We start from the raw sequence: 22,009 nt of genomic DNA, 5'->3' as shown, positions 1-22,009 counted from the left end.
CACGGGAAAATGCGCGAAGGTCCCGTCCCCAGCGGGACGGGACCTTCGTGACGGTCATACAGGCCGGGACGCACCGCCTTACAGACCGGGACGCACCGCGCCCGCGAACGACGCCTTGCGCCATCCGTTGAGCTTCTCGATGCGCACCGTCTGACCTGTTCTCGGCGAATGGATCATCTTGCCGTTGCCGACGAACATGCCAACGTGGCCGAGCCCATGGAAGAACAGCAGGTCGCCTGGCTTCAGATTCTTCCAGGAGACCTTCTTCTTGATGCCTGCGAACTGGCTGTTCGTCACGCGTGGGATCTTGACGCCGGCCTTCTTCCAGGCGTACTGGACGAGACCGGAGCAGTCAAAGGAACCGGGTCCTGTGGCCCCGTAACGGTACGGGTCACCGAGCTGGTCCTTGGCCACGGATACGGCCGTGCGGGCCCTCGCCTGTTGCCGAGCGACCGCCGTCTGGTGCGCGGTCTTCTTCACGGACTTGACGGTCTTACCCGCCGTGGTGGTCGTCCGGGAAACACTGGCCGGTTCGCGCGCCGTCGTCGCCTGCGCCGTCGGGGCGTGGAGGACCACACCTCCGGCCGTCACGGTCATCGTTAGTGCTGCGCCACTCAGGGCAAGGCGGGACAGACGGGGGTTATAGGGGGAGGTAGACAGGATTTCTCCTTGGATCTTCCACGAACGCCTACCGGGTTAGCTGACGGATTCGGGCCTGGAAGTCGCCCTACGGCGCGATAAGCGCCGATTCACCCCTGATCCCTGGGACGGGATCGCTGGGTCCCCGGTTCCGTGCTCCTGGCTGCACGGATTCGGCAGGCCACCGCCGCAATTGGTGACATTGGGAAATGGCGGTGACCGAACGGTTTTTCTATCTGTCCACATCGGAGACCCGATGGAGAGCCGCGACGCCATGGCTTGTTCGCCGCGAGGCCAGAAGCTACGCCCTAAGTAACGAACTGGCAAAGGCGTCATGGGGTTGTCAGGATCAGGCAGACCCCTCAGTCAGGACCGCAATCCCAGATGGAGCAGCGGTTTATGTTACGCAAATGTGACCCTTCTCACACTTGACGATACCTCGATCTGTCAGGTCCCATTCGTCACTTCTGCACCACTGGTCCCGTTAGCACCAGATCGCTGGTCACAGCGGTCGCAGCCCCCCGAACACCATTCGCCCTAGATCCAAAGAACCCTCGACGATCTCCGGCCGAGATCCCAGGACAAGTACGGCCCCCGTCGGCCGTCGCGGCTCGGCGAGCATGCGAAAAGCACGCCGAGCATGACCCCGCCGCCGGTATGGTCGATGTGGGCCACGCCGCGACCCCGCCTTGCGCACGCGCGCCACGCTCACTCAGAGCGCCAGACGCGCCACGCTGAGCTCGCCACACACGCCGGGAACACGGACACCGACGTGGCATTTATCACTCTTCAGCACGCGACCCCGGGCGCCGGAATCCACGGACCGGGGCCAAGAATGCGCACGTCACGGCGCGCAGCCGTCTCCACCGGAGGAGCGTGCCCCTGGACAGGCCCCGGCCCCGCACGGCGGGCGGGGCCCACCGTGCTTGGCCGTACAGAAAAATAACGCTTTTGAACTCAGCAAAAGCGCTACGGGCGGATGGCCCCCACCAGGCTGCCACCGTAGGAGGAGAGGGTGACGACTTTGACCACGTCGCCGGTCTGGGGCGCGTGGACGATCTGCCCGTTGCCCGCGTAAATGCTCACATGCCCCAGCCCCGAGCTGAAGATGAGATCCCCCGGCTGCAGATCCTTCAGATCCACCTTGCGGGAGGAACCCCAGGCCCACTGCTGCCAGGTGGTGCGGGGCAGCGAGACGCCCGCCGCGCGCCACGACGCCTGGGTGAGCCCCGAGCAGTCCCAGCCGCGCGGCCCCGTACCGCCGAACACGTACGGCTTGCCCACCTGCGCGTACGCGAACCTGAGCACCGCGGCGGCGTTGCCGGAGGCCGCGCCGGTGTACTTGATGCCGGTGCTGTTCGGGTCGCCGGTCTTGTAGGCGCCGAGCTTGTCGAGCAGCTTCTTCTGCTGCGCGATGAGCTTGCGGACCTCCGAACGTTCCTTCTCGACCCCGTCGCGCTCCTTGTCGGCCGCCTGCAGCGCCGTCTCGGCCTTGTCGCGCTCGTCCTTGAGGCCGCGGTTCTCCCGGTCGAAGGCCACCAGCCGCTCCAGCTTCTCCTGCGACAACTGGTCCGCGAGCGCCAGGCTGCCCAGCATGCCCGTGGGGTCCGGCTGGCCGACCATCGTGGGCCAGGAGCCGGCGTCGGGGCCGAGCTTGTAGGTGTCGACGGCCATCGCGACCACCTGGGCGTGCAGCGTGGCGACCGTCTCCAGCTTGCGCTTGTAGCTCGCGTTCAGCTTGCCGTACTCGCCCTGGGCCGTTTTGTACTTCTCGGTCGCCGTGTTGTAACGGTCGACGACCTTGTCGGCCTTGTCGTTCAGCTTTTTGAGCTTGGCTTTCGCCTGCTTGATCGTGGGCTTCGGCGCGGCCAGTGCCTCGCTCGTTGGGGACAGCAGCAGCCCGATCGCGAGACCCGCAGCCAGTGGCACCCGGCCAAACCTCACAGTGTCGCCTCCCAGGGAATACATCTGGGGCGAAATGGTACAGAAGTGGCGGGTGTGCTTTTACCTGAACGGCCGATTCGTAATCTAGGCGCGGCCCAGCCTGCGCAACAGCAGACCTGACGGAACCGGTCTGGCTCCCATGCGACGGACGGATTCGGCCACCTCGCGATCGGAGGAGACCACCGCCATGGCCCGTCCTGGCGGCTCGGCCCGGACGAGCTGGCGGATCAGGTCGTCGGCGATCTCGCCGGGCGCGCTGAAGAGCACCCGCACGCCGCGCGGTGCCACCACCTGGACGGGCGCGTTGAGCTCGGCGCCGTCGAAGACCACGGTCACCTCGACCCTGGTCTGCGCGACCAGCCCGCCGAGGCCGGTCATCAGCCGGGTGCGCTGATCGGCCAGGGTCAGCGTGCCGTAACCGGTCTTGGTCACGTTGTAGCCGTCGATGATCAGATGCACCTGCGGCAGCGCGAGCAACTGGTCGAGGAGTTGCGGATCGTCGTCGGCCAGGGCGCGCGCGGGCACGCCTCTGACGCCGGGGCGCTCGCCCGTGAGCGCGGCGACCGAGTCGGCGGGCCTGCTGATCATGGTGGGCAGGGCCAGCTCCCTGCGCAGCCCGGCGGAGGCGTCCTGCAGCGCGTCGAGCAGCACTCTGACGCGGGCGTCCTCGATGCTCCTGCCCTCGCGCGCGGCCCGGCGCGAGGCTTCGAGCTGTTTCTCCACGTCGGCCAGCCGCTCGCGGAGCCTGCGCAGCTCCGACTCGCCCGCGCTGCCCGCCGCCGACGCGGCGGACTTGGCGTCGTCGGCCGCGTGCTCCATCTCCTCCGCGCGGCGTACGGCGGTCTTGCTCCGCTCGCGGGCGTCGTGGAGCTTGCGGCGCAGGTCGGCGTTCTCGGCGCGGGCCAGCCTGAGCTGCTCGCGCAGCCGATCGGACTCCTCCTTGGCGGCGCTCTTCTGGGCGGCGAGCTGCTCCCGCAGCCGGTTGACCGCCTCTTCACGCTCGGACCCCTCGGCCGCGACCGCCGACTGCTCCAGGTCGGCCCGGGCGGCCTCGACCATCTCCGCCCAGCCGACCGGGCGCGTCAGGTAGGCCGCGGCGGCCACCAGCACGGGGTCGGCGGCGGGCGGCACGTTGCCCTCGACCAGCGAGGCGACGAGCTCGGGCCATCCGGCGGCCACCGACTCGGCGACCACCTCGCGGAACTCCTTGTCGTTCTCCAACTGGGCGGCGATGGGCGCGCTGCCCAGCTTGGCGCGCTTGCGCGGATCGAATTTGGCGATCCCGCGCAGCGGCGGCGGAATCGTGGCAGCGGGCATGGACCCGAGGACCTGCGCCGCCAGATCGACGACGTTGAGTCTCACCTGCTCGGGAAGCGGGCGAGACAGGCCTTCACCCGCTGAACTCATCCCACGGTCCCTTCGTGACATGCCCTTTCAGACAAGGGTACGGCTGTCGTGTACCTGACCGTAACGGCAGGTCGTGTATGGACAAGCGCTTGCTAGGGGTATACGACTGTGCCGGGGACCGCGTTCACCCGGTGTTCACCCTGGAGGCCGACCGTGACGGATCAGATGCGTACCTCCACCCGCGACCTGGATGAACTGCGCGATCGGGTGGGAGCCTGGCTCAGTGAACAAGTCGGCCGGCCGGTGACGGTCTCCGAATTGTCGCGGCCCACGGGAAACGGCATGTCGAGCGAGACCCTCTTCTTCACCGCGTCCTGGTCCGGAGAGCGTACCCGGTGCGTGGCCAGGATGGCGCCCGCCCAGGAAGCCGTACCGGTTTTCCCTTCGTACGACTTGCGGGCCCAGTTCGAGATCATGCGTTCTGCCAGGGAAAAAGCTGGAATCCCAGCACCGAGGGCCCTTTGGTTCGAGCCCGACCCCGGTCCGCTGGGCACCCCGTTCTTCGTGATGGAACGGGAGGACGGGGACGTACCACCCGACGTCCTGCCGTACACCTTCGAGGGCTGGCTGCTCGACGCGGCGCCGCACGATCGGCGCCGGCTGCAGGACGCGACGGTGGCGATCCTGGCCGCGCTGCACGACGCGCCGTTCACCGCGCACGACCTGGCCGTGCTGCCCGAGGGCGGGCTGCGCCGCCACGTGGACGAGCAGTACGCCTATTACGAGTGGGCGCACGGCGCGACGCGTATCCCGCTGCTGGAGCGGGGCTTCGACTGGCTGGAGGCGCACTGGCCGGCCGATCCGGGGCCCGACGTGCTCTGCTGGGGTGACGCCCGTATCGGGAACGTGATGTATCGCGACTTCACGCCGGTGGCGGTGTTCGACTGGGAGATGGCGGCGGTGGGGCCGCGCGAGCTCGATCTGGGATGGATGATCTTCCTGCACCGTTTCTTCCAGGACCTCACGGAGTCCGTCGGCATGCCCGGGATCCCGGACTTCATGCACCGCACCGATATTTGCGGGAAATATCGGGAGCTGACGGGGTATCTGGCGCGGGACATGGAGTTCTACGAGATGTACGCGGCGCTGCGGCACGGCGTCATCATGGCCAGGGTGTGGCAGCGCCGGATCCACTTCGGCGAGCAGCCCATGCCGGACGACCCCGACGACCTGGTGCTGCACCGGGCCACGATCGAGCGGATGCTCAAAGGCTGGCGTCGTACACCATGAGCGCGACCTGCACCCGGTTGTTGAGGTCCAGCTTGGTGAGGATGCGCGAGACGTGCGCCTTGACCGTGGCCACGCTCATGTAGAGGTCGCGTCCGATGGCGGCGTTCGACTTGCCCTGGCCGACGGCCAGCGCCACCTCCCGCTCGCGTTCGCTGAGCCGGTCGAGCAGCCCGCGGGCCCGGTCCGTACGCCGGTCCGCGCCGCCGTCGGAGACGTGCGCGATGAGCTGGCGGGTCACGGCGGGCGACAGGATCGGCTCGCCCGCCGCGACCTTCCTGATCGCCTCGACCAGCTCGCGCGGTGGGATGTCCTTGAGCAGGAAGCCCGCCGCCCCCGCCCGCAGCGCCCGCACCACCTGGGCGTCGGCGTGGAAGGTGGTCAGCACCACCACCTCGGGCGGCGACTTGGCCGTACGCAGGGCCTCGGTCGCGGTGAGCCCGTCGACGTCGGGCATCCGGATGTCCATCAGCACCACGTCGGGCCGGTGCTCGGCGACCAGCGGCGGCACCTCGGAACCGTCGCCCGCCTCGGCCACGATCCGGATGTCGCCCGTCCCGCCCAGGATCATCGACAGTCCGGCGCGCACCAGGGCGTCGTCGTCGACGATCAGTACGCGGATGGGCGCGGTCATGTGTCCTCCCGGGAAGTCTCCACCGGCCACGGTAACCAGGCGCGCACCAGGAAGTCGCCTTCCCGGGTCGCGCCGTGTTCGAGTCGCCCGCCCGCGAGCTGGGCCCGTTCGGTCAGGCCGATGAGCCCGGCTCCCGCTCCGGGGATGCGGGTGATCTGCCGTACGCGGAGCGGGTTGCGGACCTCCGTCGTCAGGCCCGCGCCCGGACCGCCGGCGACGGTGACCGTCACGGGAGCGCCGCTCGCGTGCTTGCGCGCGTTCGTGAGCGCCTCCTGGACGATGCGGTAGACGTTGCGCCCCAGCCCCTCCGGCGCGTCACCGGCGTCCAGGGCGAGGTCCACCTCCATGCCCGCCTCGTGGCACTCCTCGATCAGCGGGTGCAGGTCGGTCAGCGTGGGCTGCGGGCGGTCGGGGACGGGGTCGCCGGCCGAAGGCGCCGAGTGGCGCAGCACGCCGATCACCTCGCGCAGGTCCTGCAGCGCGTGGTGGGCGCTGCTCCTGATCGCCCCGGCGGCCCTGGCGATCTCCTCGGCGGGCGCGTCGGGCCGGAACTCCAGCGCGCCCGCGTGCAGGCTCAGCATGGAGATGCGGTGCGCGAGCACGTCGTGCATCTCCCTGGCGATCCGCTCGCGTTCGAGCCGCTTGGCCTCCTCCGCCGCGATGTCGGCGCGCTGCCTGAGCGACCAGATGAGCTGCCGCCTGGCCCGGACCACGATGCCCCAGGCGAACACCGTCAGCACGATGGCCGTCCCGATGATGGCCTGCCCCAGCACGCCCACCTCGGAGTCGGGCCGGAGGATGGAGAACGGCACCAGCGTCAGGAGGCTGAGCAGCACGATCGGGCCGGAGATCTTGAACGGCCGGTGCACCGCCACGGTGAACAGGGCGACGACCCCGGCCCCGCCCACCAGCGTCAGGTACGCCGACAGCACCGACGTCACCAGCGCCAGCGCGACCGGCCACCTGCGGCGCAGCCACACCGCCGCGCACGCCAGCGCGCCGACCACCTGCTCGATCGCGACCACGGGCGTCGGCTGACCCTCCAGGTCCGGCAAGGTCAGCAAGGTCAGCCCGCAGGCGGCCAGGAACATCAGGACGTCGACGATCCAGTCCCGGGTCGAGCGCCGCACCGGACGCCGCTCGTCGCCGTCCCCCAGCAGGACCGAGGGCAGCACCCACCGGTATTCCGTCACGTTCCCCGAGGTTAGGCCCTTCCCCCTGCCGGGGGACAGCGACCAAAGTCGATACCCGCCGAGACCTACGGCCGAGGCGCCGGAGATGCCGCGCACGGAACGCTGGGTGGCATGAAGGCGATACTCGACGTGTCCGGCTGGCTGCTGGTGATCCAAGGCGTCGGCGGCGTGGGCAACACCCTGCTGGGCTGGTGGCGCTGGGCCCACGACCTGCTGCTGGTCAACCGCCTGCCGTTCCTCCAAGGCCGCGAGATCTTCGCCGCCATCGTCATCGGCGTCCTCGGCCTGGTGCTGCTGTCGGCCGCGGAGTCGATGCGCGGGAAGGCGGACCGGACGTGAGCACGACCCTGCGTCCGCCGCGCAACCAGGCGGACAGGCGGGCGATCTCCTGGTGGACGGTCCAGGCGATGCTCCTGGCAGGGCCGGTGGCCGCCGCCGCGGTGGCGGCCTACTGGCTGTTCACCGGCCGGCCCGTCTGGCTGGGGGTCGTGACGGCCGCGTTCGCCGCGGGCTGCCTGGTGCTGGCGGTGGCCGCGCCGCGCGCGTACTACCGGGTGGAGCGCTGGGAGGTCACCGGCGAGGCCGTCTACACGCGGAAGGGCTGGCTGACCCACACCTGGCGGGTCGCGCCGATGTCGCGCATCCAGACGGTCGACACCGCGCGGGGGCCGGTGCAGCGACTGTTCGGGCTGGCCGACGTCACGGTGACCACCGCCTCGGCCGCGGGCGCGATCAAGATCGAGGCGCTGGACCATGAGCTGGCCGCCGAACTGGCGGAACGGCTCACCGCGATCACCCAGGCCACGCCGGGTGATGCGACGTGAGCTGGCGGAGGCTCTCCTCACGGAGTCTGGGCGCGTCGTCGGTCCTCTCCCTGGCGATCGTGGCGCCCGTAGTGACCGTCCTGGCGCGGGCGCTGATCGGGCTCGACTGGCCGGCCGGCGCGACGGTCGCGGCGGGCGCGGGCGCCGCGGCGCTGATCGTGGCCGGCGTGCTGGCGTACGACGTCGCGCGGCTCCGCTCGACCCGGTGGCGGCTCACCACGGAGCGCCTTGAGCTGCGCTCGGGCATCGCCGTACGACAGCACCGCTCGATCCCGCGCGACCGCGTGCGCAGCGTCGACCTCAGGGCGGATCCGGTACGGCGGGTGTTCGGGCTGACCGTCGTCAAGGTCGGCACCGGGGAGCACGCGGGCGAGGGGACGGAGCTCACCCTGGATCCGCTGCCCAGGCGGGAGGCCGAGGAACTGCGCCGTACCCTGCTGCGGACCGGCGCGGTCCCGCTCGGGGACGGCGGCGCGGTGGCGGAGCTGCGGTGGGCCTGGATCTGGTACGCGCCCCTGACGGTGTGGTCGTTCGCGGGCGGCGCTCTGGTGCTGGGAGCGTTCTACAAGCTGCTCGACGCGTTCGGCGTGAACCTGTTCACCACAGGGACGGCCTCGGACGCCTGGGGCTGGGTCACGGGGCGGCCGTGGTCGGCGGTGCCGCTGCTCGTGGCGGCCAACGTGGTGGTCGGGGTGGCGGGCGCGATGCTGCTGTTCGCCGAGTCGTGGGGGCGCTACCGGCTGGAGCGCGAGCCTGGCCGGCTCCGGCTGCGCAGGGGGCTGCTGACCAGCCGGTCGCTGACGCTGGAGGAGCGGCGGCTGCGCGGCGTGGAACTCAGTGAGCCGCTGCTGTTGCGGCTGGGCGGCGGAGCGCGGGTCAAGGCCGTCGCCACCGGGCTGGGCAAGGCCGCGGAGAACGAGACGGAGGACGTGGCCGCGCTCACCCCACCGCTCCCCCGCGCGCTGGCCGAGCAGATCGCCGACCGCGTCGCGAGCCTGGGCCGCTCCGAGGCGGCGGCGGGTCCGTGGCGGGCCGGGCTGGTGGCGCATCCGGTGGCGGCCCGGCGCAGGCGCGTTGTGCGCGCGCTCGCCACCGTCGCGGCGCTGGCCGCGCTGCCACCGCTCCTGTGGGCGTGGCCGGGCGGCTGGATCTGGCCCGCGGCCGTGCTCGCGATCGGGTTCCCGGCCGGCCTGTGGCTGGCCGGCGACGCCTACCGGGGGCTCGGCCACGCGCTCGACCCGCGCCATCTGGTGACCAGGAGGGGCTCGGCCGCACGGCGTACGGTCGCGCTCGACAGGAGCGGAATCGTCGGCTGGACGATCGAGCAGTCGTTCTTCCAGCGCCGCGCCGGCCTGCTCACGCTCTCGGCGACGACGGCGGCGGGAGACGGGCACTACGACGTGGTCGACATCGGCACGGGCGACGGGCTCGACCTGGCGGCGCGGGCCGTGCCCGGCCTGCTGGAGCCCTTCCTCGACAGGGAAGAACAGTGAGCCGCGGATCTCCCCCGCCTTGCCCATGCCCCTGTCCTGGACAAGCGAGACCACGCGGCTCATTTGCTGTTCGGGGACAACGTTATGTGCCGCACTTGCAGGCCACTTGCAGCCTTGTTAACCGTTGCCGTCAACATCTCGCCTGGTGAGCGGCCTGCGCCGGGCGCTCCGTACCGGCCACAGAGAGCTGAGCGGCCCCCAGACGTCCGGCGCGACGCCGTTCGTCCTGGCGACCGCCACCGGCCTCGCGGACCGCGACAGTGGCCGCTGGACGCCCTGGCGGGGCGGTCAGCGGCCGTGGCGGTCAGCTGCCGTGGCGGTCAGCTGCCGTGGCGGTCAGCTGCCGATCGGCTTCTTGGCCAGGTATGCCTTGGCCAGGGAGAGCGCGCCATCGTGGGCTTCCTTGTCGGCCATCAGCTTGACCTTGGGCGAGTTGGCGGGCTCGTCCTTGGGCCGCTCGGCGCCCGAGTAGTCGACCACGATCACCGTCGCCCCCTGCCGCAGCAGCACCGTGCCCGTGGCGGCGTACGTGTCGCCGTGCATGATCTGCACGTACTGGCTGAAGGCCGCCTCACCCAGGCCCTTGACCTCGGACAGCTTGCTCACGGTGATGCCGCCCACCGAAGAGCCCGCGGTGATGCCGCGACTGCCGCGCTGGCCCGTGTAGTAGGCGCGGGCGGCGGGCGCGTCCTCGACGCCGGCGCGGTTGGTGAAGCGGTGCGTGGTGATCAGCGCGCTGCGGATCCGCTTGACGGCGTCGCCCACGGGGATGTCCAGGTTCAGCCACCGGCACTCGGTCTGCGCGTCGCCGCCCGCCTCAGTGCCGCGGGCCCGCGGCGTGGGCGAGGGGACCAGCCGGGTGGCCGGCCCGGTCACGCCCTGGCAGGCGGCCGGGAAGACGGCCAGGACGGTGGGCGAGGGCGTCGCCTCGGGCTTGGGCGTGGTGGTGACCGCGGCCTTGTCCGGCTGGGCCAGCACGTTCGGGTGCTGCGCCTTCCACGCGGCGATGCCCTTGGCGATGTGCCCGAGCACGCCGCCGGCCTCGCGGATCGCGTTGGCCTCCGTGACCGACTGGGTGGTCGCGTTGCTGAGGACCAGCGCGTCCTTGCGCTGCTGGTCGGCCTGGTACTTGACCTCGATCGTCATGTCGTCGACGCGGGCGTGGGCCTCGCCGAAGGAGTACCAGAGCAGCTTGCCGGAACGGCGCCAGGTGTACTGGGCGTACGCGGCGTCACCGATGCCCGGCACGTCCTTGATCGGGGAGATGTACTCCTTCTCCCCCTTCTTCGGTGTGGGCTTGGCCGTCTCGGCGTACTTGCCGCTGCCGTAGTCGAGGTCGTAGGAGTTCTGGGCCATGGTCCGGCCGGTCTTGGCGCCGTCGCCGCGGTGCTGTTCGACGCGTACGTCGACCTCCCGGCTGCGCCAGTATTCGCCGAACGAGATGCGGCGGTTGACCCAGTTGCAGGTGAAGGAGAGTGTGTAGTCGGAGTCCCGGGAGTTCTTGGCCACCGTCGCCTGCGGCACGAGACGCTCGGCCTCGCTCTTGGGCAGCATCGAGCACACGTCGAGCCCCGCGGCCGCCGCCGACACGGGCGGCTTGACCGGCTTGGTCCCCGCCGAGGGAGTGGAGCGGGCGACCGTCCCGTACACCAGGTAAGCGCCCGCGCCGCCCGCGATCAGCACGACCACGGCGACGGCCACCACCGGCAGGATCCACGACCTGCGCGGCGGGCGCGGCGGCGGCCCCGGCGGTCCCGGCGGCATGGTCGGCTGCTCGAACTGCCTGCCCGGGATCCGATAGGGGTTGGTCGGCGGCTCGAACGCGCTACCGGGATTCACGAGGGACTCCTGGGGTTGCCCTGACTCAGGGGAAAACATGCTAGTGACACCACTTGCAAGGCGCTTGCAGAGGCTCAGTTGTTCAGCGTCGCGGTGACCACACGCGCGGACTCGATCGCGGTCTTCCTGTCAGCCGGCGAGTTCGGCGGAACATCCTCGCGGTGCAGGATGACCTCGCCCACGAGATTACTCGCGCGGAAGAGCAGGGTGCTGTCCGATCGGCCGGATTCGACGCTGCTCATATAGAACTCGAAGGAGTCCTGGACGAACGCCGCCTCCCCCACACCGGGCACGTCGGCCAGGGCACCGGTGGTCTTGCGAAACACCGTGCCCTTCCCCGCGGCGCGGCTGCCGTGCTCGCTGTCGAACCGCAGCCGGGCCACGGCGGGGCCGCTGTAGTCGGCGTCGGGCTGTTCGGCCCTGGTCCGTACGGTGATCGAGCGGGTGATCTGGGAGCCGTCGCGCACCTGCCACACGCACTCGCCCGCCCTGGTGCGTACCCGCTGCACCGTGCCCTTCAGCAACTGCCCGGCCCGCGCGTCACCGATCAGCCCGCACGGGTCCGGGGCGGAGGCGAACCTGCCCGTCTCCTTCGGCCCGTTCAGTACGGCCAGGCCGTACCAGCCGCCCACGCCCACCACGGCGACGGCGGCCAGCGCGACGGGCACGAGCCACCATCGGCGCCGGCCGGCGCGGGGGGCGGGCGCGCCGCTCAACCGCTCGCCGAGCTGCTCGGCCGTCGGCCGGGCCGCTGGGTCCTTGGCCAGCATGGCCATCAGCAGCCCGCCGAGCTCGCGCCCCGCCCTGGCCGGGAACGGCGGTTCGTGCAGCAGCACCGCGGCGGCCACGGCGGCGGGCAGGGCGCGCTCGAACGGCGGCCGGCCCTCCACCGCGGTGTAGAGGCTCGCGCCGAGCGACCACAGGTCGGAGGCGGGGCCGGCGGCATGCTCGTTCAGCCGTTCGGGCGCCATGTAGCCGGGTGAGCCCGCCGTGCCCTGCCGGTCGGTCCGGCCGCCCATCGGGGTGGCGATGCCGAAGTCGGTGAGCATGGCCGAGCCGTCGGCGTCGAGCATGATGTTGGCCGGTTTGACGTCCTGGTGCAGGATGCCGTGCGCGTGCGCCACCCACAGCGCCGACAGCACCTGGAGCCCGATGCGGGCCACGGTCTCCGGCGGCAGCGGGCCTCGTTCCCTGATGATCTTGTCGAGTGAACGCCCGGCGACCAGGTCCATGACGATCCACGGCTGGTCGCCGTCGAGCACCACGTCGTGGATGAGCACGATGGCGGGGTCGCGCAGCCGTCCCGCGGACCTGGCCTCGTGAATGGCCCGGTCGGCGAACTCGGCCCGCTGGCGCGGCGTCAGCTCGGCCGGCAGCCGCAGCTGCTTGACCGCGACCTGCCGGTCGAGCGTCTGGTCGAGCGCCCGCCACACGGTGCCCGCGCCGCCTTCGCCGAGCCGCTCCACCAGGCGGTAGCGGCCGGCCAGCAGATAGAAGTCAGCCTGCACTGCGCAACGCCCGCTCGCTGGCCCGCGCGGCCTTCAACGCGGACTGCTTGATGTCCTCATCGGTGGGCTTGGTGGTGAGCGTGGTGTATTCGACGCTCACCACCAGGTTCGCCAGGCGGTAGTAGATGTGAGCGGAGTGCACCCGGCCCGAGGGCCCGGTCAGCTCGAAGGTGAACGCCTCCTCACCGACGCCGGTGAGCGCGCGGACCGGAGTGCGCTTGGCCTTGAGCGAGCCCTTCACCCCGATCTCCGGCCAGGTCCAGTCGACCTCGTTGTACTTGGCCCAGTAGCGCTGCTGGTTGCCCAGCAGCGTGTGGGCCGTCACCGGGGTCATCGACCAGGGGTCGGCGGTGTCGGAGTCCTTCTGGAGCTGCAGTCCGACGCCGGTGCCCTGAACCGGCCAGCCGCACTTGGGGCCGACGTCGTCTGAGCCGGGCTGCGGCTTGGGCGGCTGCTGGGTGCGCAGGAGCTCGCCGATCTCCGCCTGGGCGATCAGCGAGCACACGTTCATGGGGACGGTGAAGGCCTCCGGCACCTCACCCTGATTTTTCAGGACATTCAGCACCACGTATGTACCGCCCGCACCGACCACGAGCACCGCGGCCGCCGCGGCGGCGATCCAGCCGACCGCCCTGCCACGGGGCTTCACCCTGGCCGGCGCGGTGATGTCGTGATGCGTCGCGAGCCGGGCCGTCCGGCCCGCCGCGACCTCTCCCAGCGCGTGGATCGCGGCCCGCACGTCAGGACGGGCCGCGGGGTGACGCGCCATCATGGCGGCGAGCACCGGCCCGATCGGGCCGCGCGCGACCGGAGGCGGCTGCGTCAGCGTGGCCTTGATCCGCTCGGCCGGCGAGCCGCCGTACGCCGGCCCGCCCTCGGCGGCCGTGAACAGCGTGGCCCCCAGCGACCAGACGTCGCTGGCCGGGCCGCCCGGCTCGCCCTCCAGCCGCTCGGGCGCGATGAACCCCGGCGAGCCGATCATCAGCCCCTGCTCCGTCAGCGTCGCCTGCCCCTCCTGCCGGGCGATGCCGAAGTCGGTGAGCACCACCCGGCCGCTGTCGGTGAGGAACACGTTGCCCGGCTTGACGTCACGATGCTGCAACCCCTGCGCGTGCGCGGCGGCCAGGGCGTCCAGGACGGCCGCGCCGATCCGGGCGGCCTGCTCCTGCGGCATCGCCCCGCGCTCTCGGACCGCTTCCGCGAGCGTACGGCCCCGCAGCAGCTCCATGACCAGCCACGGCCGCTCGTGCTCGACGATGACGTCGTGCAGCGCGACGATGCCCGGATGCCGCAGCCGGGCGGTGGCCTGGGCCTCGCGGACGGCCCTGGTGACGAGGTCGCCGCGCACCTTGGCGGGCAGTCCGTCGGGCAGCGTGAGCTCCTTGACCGCCACCTCGCGGTCGAGCATCTCATCCCTGGCCAGCCACACCCTGCCCATGCCGCCGCTGCCGAGCGGCCGCAGCAGTGAGTAGCGGCTGGCGAGTCTTCCCCCGGACATAAACGGAAGGGTAACTAAGGATCAAGGTGAACAGTTATTCGTTCGCAACGGGTAACTGTCGGTCTTCCTCTCTATGGTCTTGGTTCGTGGATCCGGTTCAAGGCACTCTCGACGAGCTCGGCGCACCGCTGAGCGACGTCACGTTCGTCGTGTTCGACCTCGAGACGACCGGGGGCTCACCGGCCGATCACATGATCACCGAGATCGGCGCGGTCAAGGTGCGGGCGGGCGAGGTGCTCGGCGAGTTCTCCACGCTGGTCGATCCCGGCGGGCCGATCCCGCCGTTCATCTCCGTGCTGACCGGCATCACCGACGCCATGGTGGTGGCCGCGCCGCGCATCGAGTCGGTGCTGCCGGCCTTCCTGGAGTTCATCCGCGGCACGACCCTGGTCGCCCACAACGCGAGCTTCGACACCCGCTTCGTCAAGGCGGCCTGCGCCGCCCACGGATATCCCCCGCCGGCCAACCCGGTCGTCGACACCGTCGACCTGGCCCGCCGCGTGCTGACCCGTGACGAGACGCCCAACGCCAAGCTCGCCACGCTGGCCAGGTTCTTCCGCAGCCCGACCGATCCCTGCCACCGCGCCCTGCAGGACGCCCAGGCCACCGTCCACGTGCTCCACGGCCTGATCGAGCGGGCCGGCTCCTTCCAGGTCAACACGCTCGAAGAGCTCAAGTCCTTCGTCCGCGCCCCCACCCCCGAGCAGCAGCGCAAGCGCCACCTGGCCGATTCGGTGCCGCACTCCCCCGGCGTCTACCTCTTCGAGGACGAACGCGGCGAGGTCCTCTACATCGGCAAGAGCACCAATCTGCGCAACCGCGTCCGCTCCTACTTCACCGCCAGCGAGACCCGCCCGCGCATCCGCGAGATGATCGGCATCGCCGAACGCGTCCGCCACATCGTCTGCACCACCGCCCTCGAAGCCGAGGTACGCGAGCTACGCCTGATCGGCGGCGCCAAACCCCGTTACAACCGCCGGTCCCGCTTCCCGGAGAAGGTCGTCTGGCTCAAGCTGACCGACGAGCCGTTCCCCCGCCTGTCGATCGTCCGCGAGCTCAAGGACGACGGCGCCGCCTACCTCGGCCCGTTCTCCAGCAGCCGCTCGGCCGACGACGCCCGCATCGCCCTGCACGAGGCGGTGCCGCTGCGCCAATGCACCCAGCCGATCAGCCTGCGCACCCACCGCGCGGCCTGCGTCCTGCATGAGATGGGCCGCTGCGGAGCGCCGTGCGAGGGCAAGGAGAGCCGGCTCGACTACGCGCTGCACGCCCAGGCCGCCCGCCGGGCCATGACCCTCGACGCCTCGGCCGTCTTCTCCGCGGTGTCGGCCCGCATGGAACGCCTCTCGGTCGAGCAGCGCTACGAGGAGGCGTCCATCGACCGCGACCGTCTCGCGGCCTTCGTCCGCGCCGCGGCCCGCATGCAGCGCCTCACGGCCATCACCCGCATCCCCCAGATGGTGGCCGCGAGTCCGGCCTTCGACGGCGGCTGGGACATCCACGTCGTCCGCTACGGCCGGCTCAGCGCGGCCGGCGTCATGCCGCGCGGCGCCCACCCCGTCCCCTACGTCGAGTCCCTCGTGGCCACGGCCGAGAGCGTCATCCCCGGTCCCGGGCCCGTCCACGCGGCCAGCGCCGAAGAGACCGAGTGCATCCTGCGCTGGCTGGAGTCGCCGGGCGTCCGCCTGGTGGAGGTCGAGGGCGAGTGGAGCCTGCCCGCCCACGGCGCCGCCCGCCACAAAGCCCGCATCGACCTCGCCTACCGCGGCCTCGATCAGGGCCGCTAGAGTTGGCCCATGGTCACGGCTATCGTCCACATCAACGCCGAGGTAGACCGCATCCCGGAGGTCGCCCAGACGATCGCCGAGATCGACGGGGTCAGCGAGGTCTACTCCATCACCGGCGAATACGACCTGCTGGCGATGGTGCGGGTGGCCGCCTACGAGCAGATCGCCGAGGTGATCCCGGGGCGTCTCAACAAGGTGGCCGGCGTGCTCCACACCGAAACCCACATCGCCTTCCGCACCTATTCCAAGCACGACCTTGATGCGGCGTTCTCCATCGGCTTCGGAGAAAGCGACTAACCCGCCCCACCCCATAAAACCTTTTTGATCTTTTACGGCTGGCACGGTGGGCCCCCATGCGGGTGCGGGGCTGGGCTCTGTCCAGGGATACGGTCCTGAGGTGTCCGGGGCTGGGCGCCGTGACGAGACGGTGAGACCGTGGCTTCCGGCGGCTTCTCGCCGCACGGTATGGAGAAGTCATGACGTACGAGATTCGTCCGATCGGGGTCGTCCAGTCGTCCTTGGTGGATCGCGCGAGCGCTCCGAAGCAGGGTGTGGACGGTGCTCCCGAGGCTTGGCTGATGTTCGATCCCGTTATGGCGGATGGGATTCGTGATCTTACGGTGGGCGATGAGGCGTTCGTCCTTACGTGGCTGCATCTCGCGGACCGGTCCGTGCTGGCCGTACATCCGCGCGATGATCCGCGGAACCCGCTGACCGGTGTCTTCAGTACCCGTTCCGCCGACCGGCCCAATCCCGTCGGTCTGCACCGGGTTCGGGTGCTCGCGGTCGACGGGCTCGGGGTGCGGGTGGCCGATCTGGAGGCCGTCGACGGCACCCCGATCGTCGACGTGAAACCTGTCTTGGACGCAACGCGCTAGGGGCCGGCCGCGGTCAACGCGCCTGATCTCAACGGATCGGGGCGTCCAAGATGGTCTTGATCTGTTGAGGAGCAAGGGCGGCGCGATAGGCCTCTACCTCATCGAGGGTGATCGTCCTTCCCTTGCCCCTCGTCGTAGCACCAGGACCTCAAGGCTTGGACCACGGGTGGTCAGACGGCTCGGCCCAGGAAGGCGAGGAGCTGCCGGTGCGGGGGTGCGTCTTCGGTGGTCTGGATCTCGGGGTCGAACACGCCGGGGATCCGGTAGGCGTCGATGCCCATGGAGCGCATCGTCACCAGGAGGTCTCCGCACAGTTCCTCGTCGACCAGGGATTCCTGGCCGGTGGCGACCGCCAGGTCGGTGCCGTGTACGAGGATCTCCGTCAGGTGGACCACGGCGGCCAGCGGTCCGGGGAGAGCGCCGAGGGAGATGTGCACGGTCCGCCGCAGCGCATCGGGACGGCGCCACGCGGAGCGGTCGGCCGCCGCGGCCTTCTCGTAAGCGCCCACGGGGTCCGCGCCCAGCCAGTCCGCCTCGTGGTCGGCACCGGGGTCGGTCCCGTCGAGCTCGGCGGCGAAGATCCGCATGCCGCCCACGACGTGGTTGAGCAGCGTACGGACGTCCCAGCCCGCGCACAGCGTGGGCCGGTCCCACTGATCGGCGGCGATGCCGGTGACGATGGCGGCCGTCATGTCGGCGGCCTGTTCGATCTGGTCGACTACCTGGCTCATGCCTGATCCCTTCGTAAGCTAACGAGCGTAAGGTTACATCATTGAACTAACGGATGTAAACTCATTGCATGAGTAGTGAGACGCACCGCACACGGAACAGGCGCGGCGAGGGTTCCCGGCTGCGCGGCGAGATCGTCGCGGCGGCGACCGCGCTCCTGGAGCAGGCGGGCAGCGAGGACGCGATCACGCTTCGGGGGGTGGCTCGCCAGGCAGGGGTGTCCGCCCCGTCGATCTACGCCCACTTCGCCGACCGCGAGGAGATCATCGGCGCGGTGGTGGCGCAGGCGTTCACCGAACTCGATGAGGCGCTCGTCACGACCGTCGAGGGCGAGACCGATCCCGCGCGGCGGTTGTGGAAGCTGTGCGAGGCGTATCTGGACTTCGCCGAGAGCAAGCCGCACCGCTATCGGGTGGCGTTCGGCAGACACAGCGCCGCCGACCCCACCACCACCGGCTCGGCGGCGCGGCTGGAGGATCTGTCGGGCGGCCAGGCATTCACCCGGCTGACCGAGGCGGTCGCCGACTACGCGAAGAGCGACCGCGCGAAAGAGGGCTACGCTGCGAGCCGGTCGCCGCAGGTCGCGGCCACCGCCCTGTGGGTGGCCCTGCATGGGTACGCGTCGTTGACCGCGAGCGTCCCGCTGTTCCCGTGGCCGGATCGGCGGGAGATGCTCAGCACGCTGCTGGCCTCCCTGGCCCCCACCCCATCGGAACCCGCATAGCTCGCGGCGCCCCGTCCTGGCCACGGCAGAGCCACGGGGGCGCACAAAAGAGCGGGCCCGGACGGAAGATCCGTCCGGGCCCGGAGATGAAGAGGAAGAACTACCGCGTCAGCGTATGGTCATCGCCGGCGCCGACAGCCGCGTGCTCGTCTTCATGCTCATGCCCGTGCCCATGCCCCTCGTCGAGAGGGATCTTCTCCCCGCCGTACGCCTTGGACATGAGGGCGCGCAGCTTGCCGAGCGGGCCGCGCATCCCCTTCGGCGGGATGCCCGAGCTGTCGGGCGCGACCGGCAGCATCAGCACCGGCTCCTTGCCCCGCACGTGCGCCTCGATGTCATCGTCCGGCGGCGTGTGGAGCTCGATGTACTCGCCGTGCGGCAGCCGCTTGATCACGCCGGACTCGACACCGTGCGAGACGACGGCCGCGTCGTAGCGCTGCAGGCCGAGACACGTGCGATAGGTGATCACGTACGCCAGCGCGGGCAGTACGAAGATCAGCACCCGCCCCACGTACGTGGTCATGTTGAGGCTGATCTGGAAGTTCGCCGAGATCTCGTCGTTGGCGCCGAGCAACCAGAGCACGCCGTAGAACGTGATGGCCGTCATGCCGATCGCGGTGCGGTGCGGGTTGTTGCGCGGGCGGTCGGCGACGTGGTGCTCGCGGTGATCGCCCGTGACCCAGCGTTCGATGAACGGATAGAGCGCCAGGCCCGTCATGATGATGCCCATCGGCACCAGCGCCGGGATGATGACGCTGAGCGGCAGTGTGCCCGCATGGGACGTGCCGAACAGGTTGATCTCCCACGGCACCATGATGCGCAGCGCGCCTTCGAGGAAGCCCATGTAGAAGTCGGGCTGCGAACCGGCCGACACGTCGGCGGGCGTGTAGGGCCCGAACAGCCAGATCGGGTTGATCTGGGCGAACGTCGCCATCCCGGCCACCACCGCGAACGTGAACAGGAAGTACGCGCCCGCTTTGGCCATGAAGGCCGGGTAGAAGGGCGCTCCCACCACGTTGTGGTTGTTGCGGTTCTTGCCGGGCATCTGGGTGTGCTTCTGCGTCCACATGAGCACCATGTGGGCGGAGACGAGCGCCAGGATGATGCCCGGGATGAGCAGGATGTGCAGCGAGAAGAACCGGGCGATGACATCCTCACCCGGATATTCGCCGCCGAACAGGAAGAACGTGAGGTACGTGCCGACGAGCGGCAGCGAGATCATCACGCCCTCGGTGATCCGCAGACCGGCACCGGACAGCAGGTCGTCAGGCAGGGAGTAGCCGGTCAGGCCCTCGAGGAGCGCCAGCGTCAGCAGCCCGACGCCGATCAGCCAGTTGAGCTCGCGCGGCTTGCGGTAGGCGCCGGTGAAGAACACGCGCAGCGCGTGCACCGTCATGCCGGCCACGAACATCAGGGCCGCCCAGTGGTGCATCTGCCGCATGAGCAGTCCACCCCGGACGTCGAAGCTGAGCTCCAGCGACGACGCGTAGGCCTCGGACATCATGACGCCCTTGAGCGGGGCGTACGAGCCGTCGTAGGCGATCTCCCCCATGCTGGGCTTGAACCAGAACGTCAGGAACGTACCGGTCAGCAGCAGGATGACGAAGGAGTAGAGCGCGATCTCACCCAGCAGGAACGACCAGTGGTCGGGAAAGACCTTGCGGAAATTGCGCTTGAGGAAGTTGGCCGCGCCGAGGCGCTCGTCCAGGAAGTTGGACGGGCCCACGATGGCCTTGGGAACGGTGGTCAGCTCGCTCATGCCTGGCCTCCCTTGGACCTGGCCTCGGCTTCCGCGTCGCCGCGCTCCCAGTAGCTGGGACCGGGCGGCACCTTGAAGTCGCCCTGGGCGATGAGGAATCCCTCGCCGTCGACCGTGATCGGCAACTGCGGCAGTGGCCTGGCGGCCGGGCCGAAGATGACCTTGGCGCCGTCGGCGGCGTCGAAGGTCGACTGGTGGCAGGGGCAGAGGATGTGGTGGGTGGTCTGCTCGTAGAGGGCCGCCGGGCAGCCCACGTGCGTGCAGATCTTGGAGTAGGCCACGATGCCGTCGTGCGTCCAGTTCTGGTTGACGCCCGACTTGATCTCTTCGGGGCGGAACTTGATCAGGATCAGCGTGGCCTTGGCCAGGGCGTTCAGGTCGTGCTCGTAGCCCTCGGGCACCACCGACAGGATGCCGCCCGGCGAGTTGAAGTCGGCCGCGCGGATCGGCTGGCCGGTGCCCTCGACGACGAGCCTGAGCGGCTTGCCCTCCTTGGTCTTCTCGCCCCAGACCGTGTGCCGCAGCGTCTTGTTGAAGGCGGCGCCGGGCATCTTGGAGTTGTCCAGGTCGCGCAGCAGCACCACCGGGAGCAGGCCCAGCGGCGCGGCCGCGAGCAGCAGCGTGCGGCGCATCAGCTTGCGCTTGACGAAGCCGCTCTCGTTGGCGCCCTGCACGAAGGTCTCGGCGACGTACTCACGGTCGTCCTCGGCGGAGACCATGGGGTGGCGCTCCTGGACCAGGGAGTACTTGGGCATGATCATGCGGACCCAGACCACGATGCCGCAGGCCAGCCCCAGCAGCGCCAGCGTCAGCGTGCTGCCGAGCGCGAGGTTGGAGACACCTGTGCTCTCCGGGCTGCCGACCTGGAAGTAGACGTAGGAGATGATGAACGCGATGCCCGCGACGAAGGTGACCGCGAAGCAGAGCGTCGCGATCCTCTCGCCCTTGCGCGCCTTCGTCTCGTCCTGCAGCGTGACGCCCGGGACGTCGACCTCGGCTTCCGCCGTTTCGGGGGTGCCGAGCATCGAGGTGCCCGGCACGGGAGTGCCGATGACGCGCTTGGGAACGCGCTCGTCCGGCTGCTCGATCTCGTGCTCGTTGTCTGTCATGACTTCTGTCGCTTCTTCGCGGTGATCCAGATGGCTGCGAGGGCGAGGGCACTGAGGCCCGCTATCCACGCTACGAGACCTTCGGTGACCGGGCCAATACGTCCGAGGCCGAAACCTCCAGGGTCCTTCTGCGCGCGAACCTGGGTGATGTAGGCGATCATGCTGCGCTTCTCTTCAGGCGTGATCGTCGAGTCGTTGAAGACCGGCATCGCCTGCGGGCCGGTGACCATCGCCTCGTAGATCTGAGTGGGAGACGCCTGGTTCAAGTTGGGGGCGTACTTCCCTCGGGTCAGTGCACCGCCCGCGCCGACCCAGTTGTGGCACTGGATGCAGTTGGCGCGGAAGAGCTCGCCGCCCTTGCCCGCGTCGCCGAGCTTGGCGTCGACCTGCTCCTGGCCGGGCACCTGCGGGCCGCCGCCGAGCGACTGCACGTAGGCGCCGAGCTTGCTGATCGCATCCGGGTTGACCCAGTCCGGCAGCGGCTTGCGCGGCGCCTGGGCGCCGGAGTCGGCCGCGGGCATGCGGCCCGTGCTCACCTGGAAGTCGACGGCCGCGGCACCGACGCCGATGAGCGTGGGGGCCTTGCCGGAGATGCCCTGCGCGTTGAGCCCGTGGCAGCTGGAGCAGTGTGCCTCGAACAGGGCCTTACCCTCGGCCACGTCGTCGACCCTGCCTGACGCGAGTGCCGCGTCGGCAGGCTTGCCCACCTGGACAAAGGCGGTGTATGCCATCCCGACCAGCGCCAACGCGAAAATCAGGACGGCGTATCTCGCGAGGGGATGCCGCCGCCAAGCGGTGATCCTAGTCACAGAGATCC

The 22,009-nt window shown here is 70.1% G+C and carries 20 protein-coding genes and 1 riboswitch; of the genes, 8 read left to right on the top strand and 12 right to left on the bottom strand.

Annotated features, from left to right (window positions below):
* Positions 1-78: 78 nt before the first annotated feature.
* The 3 genes from AB0F17_RS45155 to AB0F17_RS45145 form a co-directional block, all read right to left on the bottom strand.
* Positions 79-597, bottom strand: a complete 519-nt coding sequence (locus AB0F17_RS45155) for a C40 family peptidase (RefSeq protein ID WP_358036396.1) — start codon at positions 595-597, stop codon at positions 79-81.
* 73 nt (positions 598-670) lie between these two features.
* Positions 671-828: riboswitch (cyclic di-AMP (ydaO/yuaA leader) on the bottom strand.
* Positions 829-1,608: 780 nt separating this feature from the next.
* Complete coding sequence (locus tag AB0F17_RS45150) at positions 1,609-2,568, bottom strand: C40 family peptidase (RefSeq protein WP_358036394.1); 960 nt, start codon at positions 2,566-2,568, stop codon at positions 1,609-1,611.
* Between the two features lie 99 nt (positions 2,569-2,667).
* Entirely contained in the window at positions 2,668-3,990 is a 1,323-nt protein-coding gene (locus AB0F17_RS45145; RefSeq protein ID WP_358036392.1) for an NYN domain-containing protein, read from the bottom strand.
* A gap of 153 nt (positions 3,991-4,143) precedes the next feature.
* Here AB0F17_RS45145 and AB0F17_RS45140 point away from each other — a divergent pair, with 153 nt between their 5' ends.
* On the top strand, positions 4,144-5,220 hold the full coding sequence (locus AB0F17_RS45140) for a phosphotransferase family protein (RefSeq protein ID WP_358036390.1): 1,077 nt from the start codon (positions 4,144-4,146) through the stop codon (positions 5,218-5,220).
* Here AB0F17_RS45140 and AB0F17_RS45135 read toward each other — a convergent pair.
* The gene (locus AB0F17_RS45135) at positions 5,195-5,851 is read right to left on the bottom strand and encodes a response regulator transcription factor (RefSeq protein ID WP_358036388.1); all 657 of its coding nucleotides are present in this window, start codon (positions 5,849-5,851) and stop codon (positions 5,195-5,197) included. The genes AB0F17_RS45140 and AB0F17_RS45135 overlap by 26 nt on opposite strands.
* A complete protein-coding gene (locus AB0F17_RS45130; RefSeq protein WP_358036386.1) occupies positions 5,848-7,044 on the bottom strand; it encodes a histidine kinase in 1,197 nt (398 codons plus the stop codon). Before AB0F17_RS45130 ends, AB0F17_RS45135 begins: the two co-directional genes overlap by 4 nt.
* A gap of 111 nt (positions 7,045-7,155) precedes the next feature.
* Here AB0F17_RS45130 and AB0F17_RS45125 point away from each other — a divergent pair, with 111 nt between their 5' ends.
* From AB0F17_RS45125 to AB0F17_RS45115, 3 genes are read left to right on the top strand one after another with little or no spacing between them, the layout of a single operon-like run.
* Positions 7,156-7,383, top strand: coding sequence for a hypothetical protein (locus AB0F17_RS45125; RefSeq protein WP_358036384.1), 228 nt, complete (start codon positions 7,156-7,158; stop codon positions 7,381-7,383).
* The gene (locus tag AB0F17_RS45120; protein ID WP_358036382.1) at positions 7,380-7,868 is read left to right on the top strand and encodes a PH domain-containing protein; all 489 of its coding nucleotides are present in this window, start codon (positions 7,380-7,382) and stop codon (positions 7,866-7,868) included. The genes AB0F17_RS45125 and AB0F17_RS45120 overlap by 4 nt, the downstream gene beginning before the upstream one ends.
* Positions 7,865-9,361: a PH domain-containing protein gene (locus tag AB0F17_RS45115; protein ID WP_358036380.1), complete on the top strand. Its 1,497-nt coding sequence runs from the start codon at positions 7,865-7,867 to the stop codon at positions 9,359-9,361. The genes AB0F17_RS45120 and AB0F17_RS45115 overlap by 4 nt, the downstream gene beginning before the upstream one ends.
* A 336-nt stretch (positions 9,362-9,697) precedes the next feature.
* On the opposite strand, the gene AB0F17_RS45110 is transcribed toward AB0F17_RS45115, so the two are convergent.
* The 3 genes from AB0F17_RS45110 to AB0F17_RS45100 all read right to left on the bottom strand — a co-directional run bounded on the left by AB0F17_RS45110 (position 9,698) and on the right by AB0F17_RS45100 (position 14,206).
* Positions 9,698-11,200 (bottom strand): hypothetical protein, encoded by a 1,503-nt coding sequence (locus tag AB0F17_RS45110; protein ID WP_358036378.1) that lies wholly within the window; start codon positions 11,198-11,200, stop codon positions 9,698-9,700.
* 74 nt (positions 11,201-11,274) lie between these two features.
* A complete protein-coding gene (locus AB0F17_RS45105; protein ID WP_358036376.1) occupies positions 11,275-12,708 on the bottom strand; it encodes a serine/threonine-protein kinase in 1,434 nt (477 codons plus the stop codon).
* Entirely contained in the window at positions 12,698-14,206 is a 1,509-nt protein-coding gene (locus AB0F17_RS45100; protein ID WP_358036374.1) for a serine/threonine-protein kinase, read from the bottom strand. Before AB0F17_RS45100 ends, AB0F17_RS45105 begins: the two co-directional genes overlap by 11 nt.
* An 86-nt stretch (positions 14,207-14,292) precedes the next feature.
* Here AB0F17_RS45100 and AB0F17_RS45095 point away from each other — a divergent pair, with 86 nt between their 5' ends.
* The 3 genes from AB0F17_RS45095 to tsaA all read left to right on the top strand — a co-directional run bounded on the left by AB0F17_RS45095 (position 14,293) and on the right by tsaA (position 16,871).
* Positions 14,293-15,993, top strand: a complete 1,701-nt coding sequence (locus tag AB0F17_RS45095; protein WP_358036372.1) for a DEDD exonuclease domain-containing protein — start codon at positions 14,293-14,295, stop codon at positions 15,991-15,993.
* 9 nt (positions 15,994-16,002) lie between these two features.
* Positions 16,003-16,290 carry an Lrp/AsnC ligand binding domain-containing protein gene (locus AB0F17_RS45090; protein ID WP_214637825.1) on the top strand — a complete coding sequence of 96 codons (288 nt, stop codon included), beginning with the start codon at positions 16,003-16,005 and terminating at the stop codon, positions 16,288-16,290.
* A 179-nt stretch (positions 16,291-16,469) separates the two neighbouring features.
* Positions 16,470-16,871, top strand: coding sequence for a tRNA (N6-threonylcarbamoyladenosine(37)-N6)-methyltransferase TrmO (gene tsaA, locus AB0F17_RS45085; RefSeq protein WP_358036370.1), 402 nt, complete (start codon positions 16,470-16,472; stop codon positions 16,869-16,871).
* A gap of 170 nt (positions 16,872-17,041) precedes the next feature.
* Here tsaA and AB0F17_RS45080 read toward each other — a convergent pair whose 3' ends face one another.
* On the bottom strand, positions 17,042-17,602 hold the full coding sequence (locus AB0F17_RS45080) for a TIGR03086 family metal-binding protein (RefSeq protein ID WP_358036368.1): 561 nt from the start codon (positions 17,600-17,602) through the stop codon (positions 17,042-17,044).
* 68 nt (positions 17,603-17,670) lie between these two features.
* Here AB0F17_RS45080 and AB0F17_RS45075 point away from each other — a divergent pair, with 68 nt between their 5' ends.
* The gene (locus AB0F17_RS45075) at positions 17,671-18,324 is read left to right on the top strand and encodes a TetR/AcrR family transcriptional regulator (RefSeq protein ID WP_358036366.1); all 654 of its coding nucleotides are present in this window, start codon (positions 17,671-17,673) and stop codon (positions 18,322-18,324) included.
* 100 nt (positions 18,325-18,424) lie between these two features.
* On the opposite strand, the gene AB0F17_RS45070 is transcribed toward AB0F17_RS45075, so the two are convergent.
* From AB0F17_RS45070 to AB0F17_RS45060, 3 genes are read right to left on the bottom strand one after another with little or no spacing between them, the layout of a single operon-like run.
* Complete coding sequence (locus AB0F17_RS45070) at positions 18,425-20,083, bottom strand: ubiquinol-cytochrome c reductase cytochrome b subunit (RefSeq protein ID WP_358036365.1); 1,659 nt, start codon at positions 20,081-20,083, stop codon at positions 18,425-18,427.
* Positions 20,080-21,192: a Rieske 2Fe-2S domain-containing protein gene (locus AB0F17_RS45065; protein ID WP_358036363.1), complete on the bottom strand. Its 1,113-nt coding sequence runs from the start codon at positions 21,190-21,192 to the stop codon at positions 20,080-20,082. Before AB0F17_RS45065 ends, AB0F17_RS45070 begins: the two co-directional genes overlap by 4 nt.
* The gene (locus AB0F17_RS45060; protein WP_358036361.1) at positions 21,189-22,001 is read right to left on the bottom strand and encodes a c-type cytochrome; all 813 of its coding nucleotides are present in this window, start codon (positions 21,999-22,001) and stop codon (positions 21,189-21,191) included. Before AB0F17_RS45060 ends, AB0F17_RS45065 begins: the two co-directional genes overlap by 4 nt.
* Positions 22,002-22,009: the final 8 nt, after the last annotated feature.

The sequence above is a fragment of the Nonomuraea sp. NPDC026600 genome, from assembly GCF_040638335.1.
Taxonomy (GTDB): Bacteria; Actinomycetota; Actinomycetes; order Streptosporangiales; family Streptosporangiaceae; genus Nonomuraea.
The sequence above is the reverse complement of the archived record's forward strand: the minus strand, read 5'-3'. Positions and strand labels throughout refer to the sequence as shown.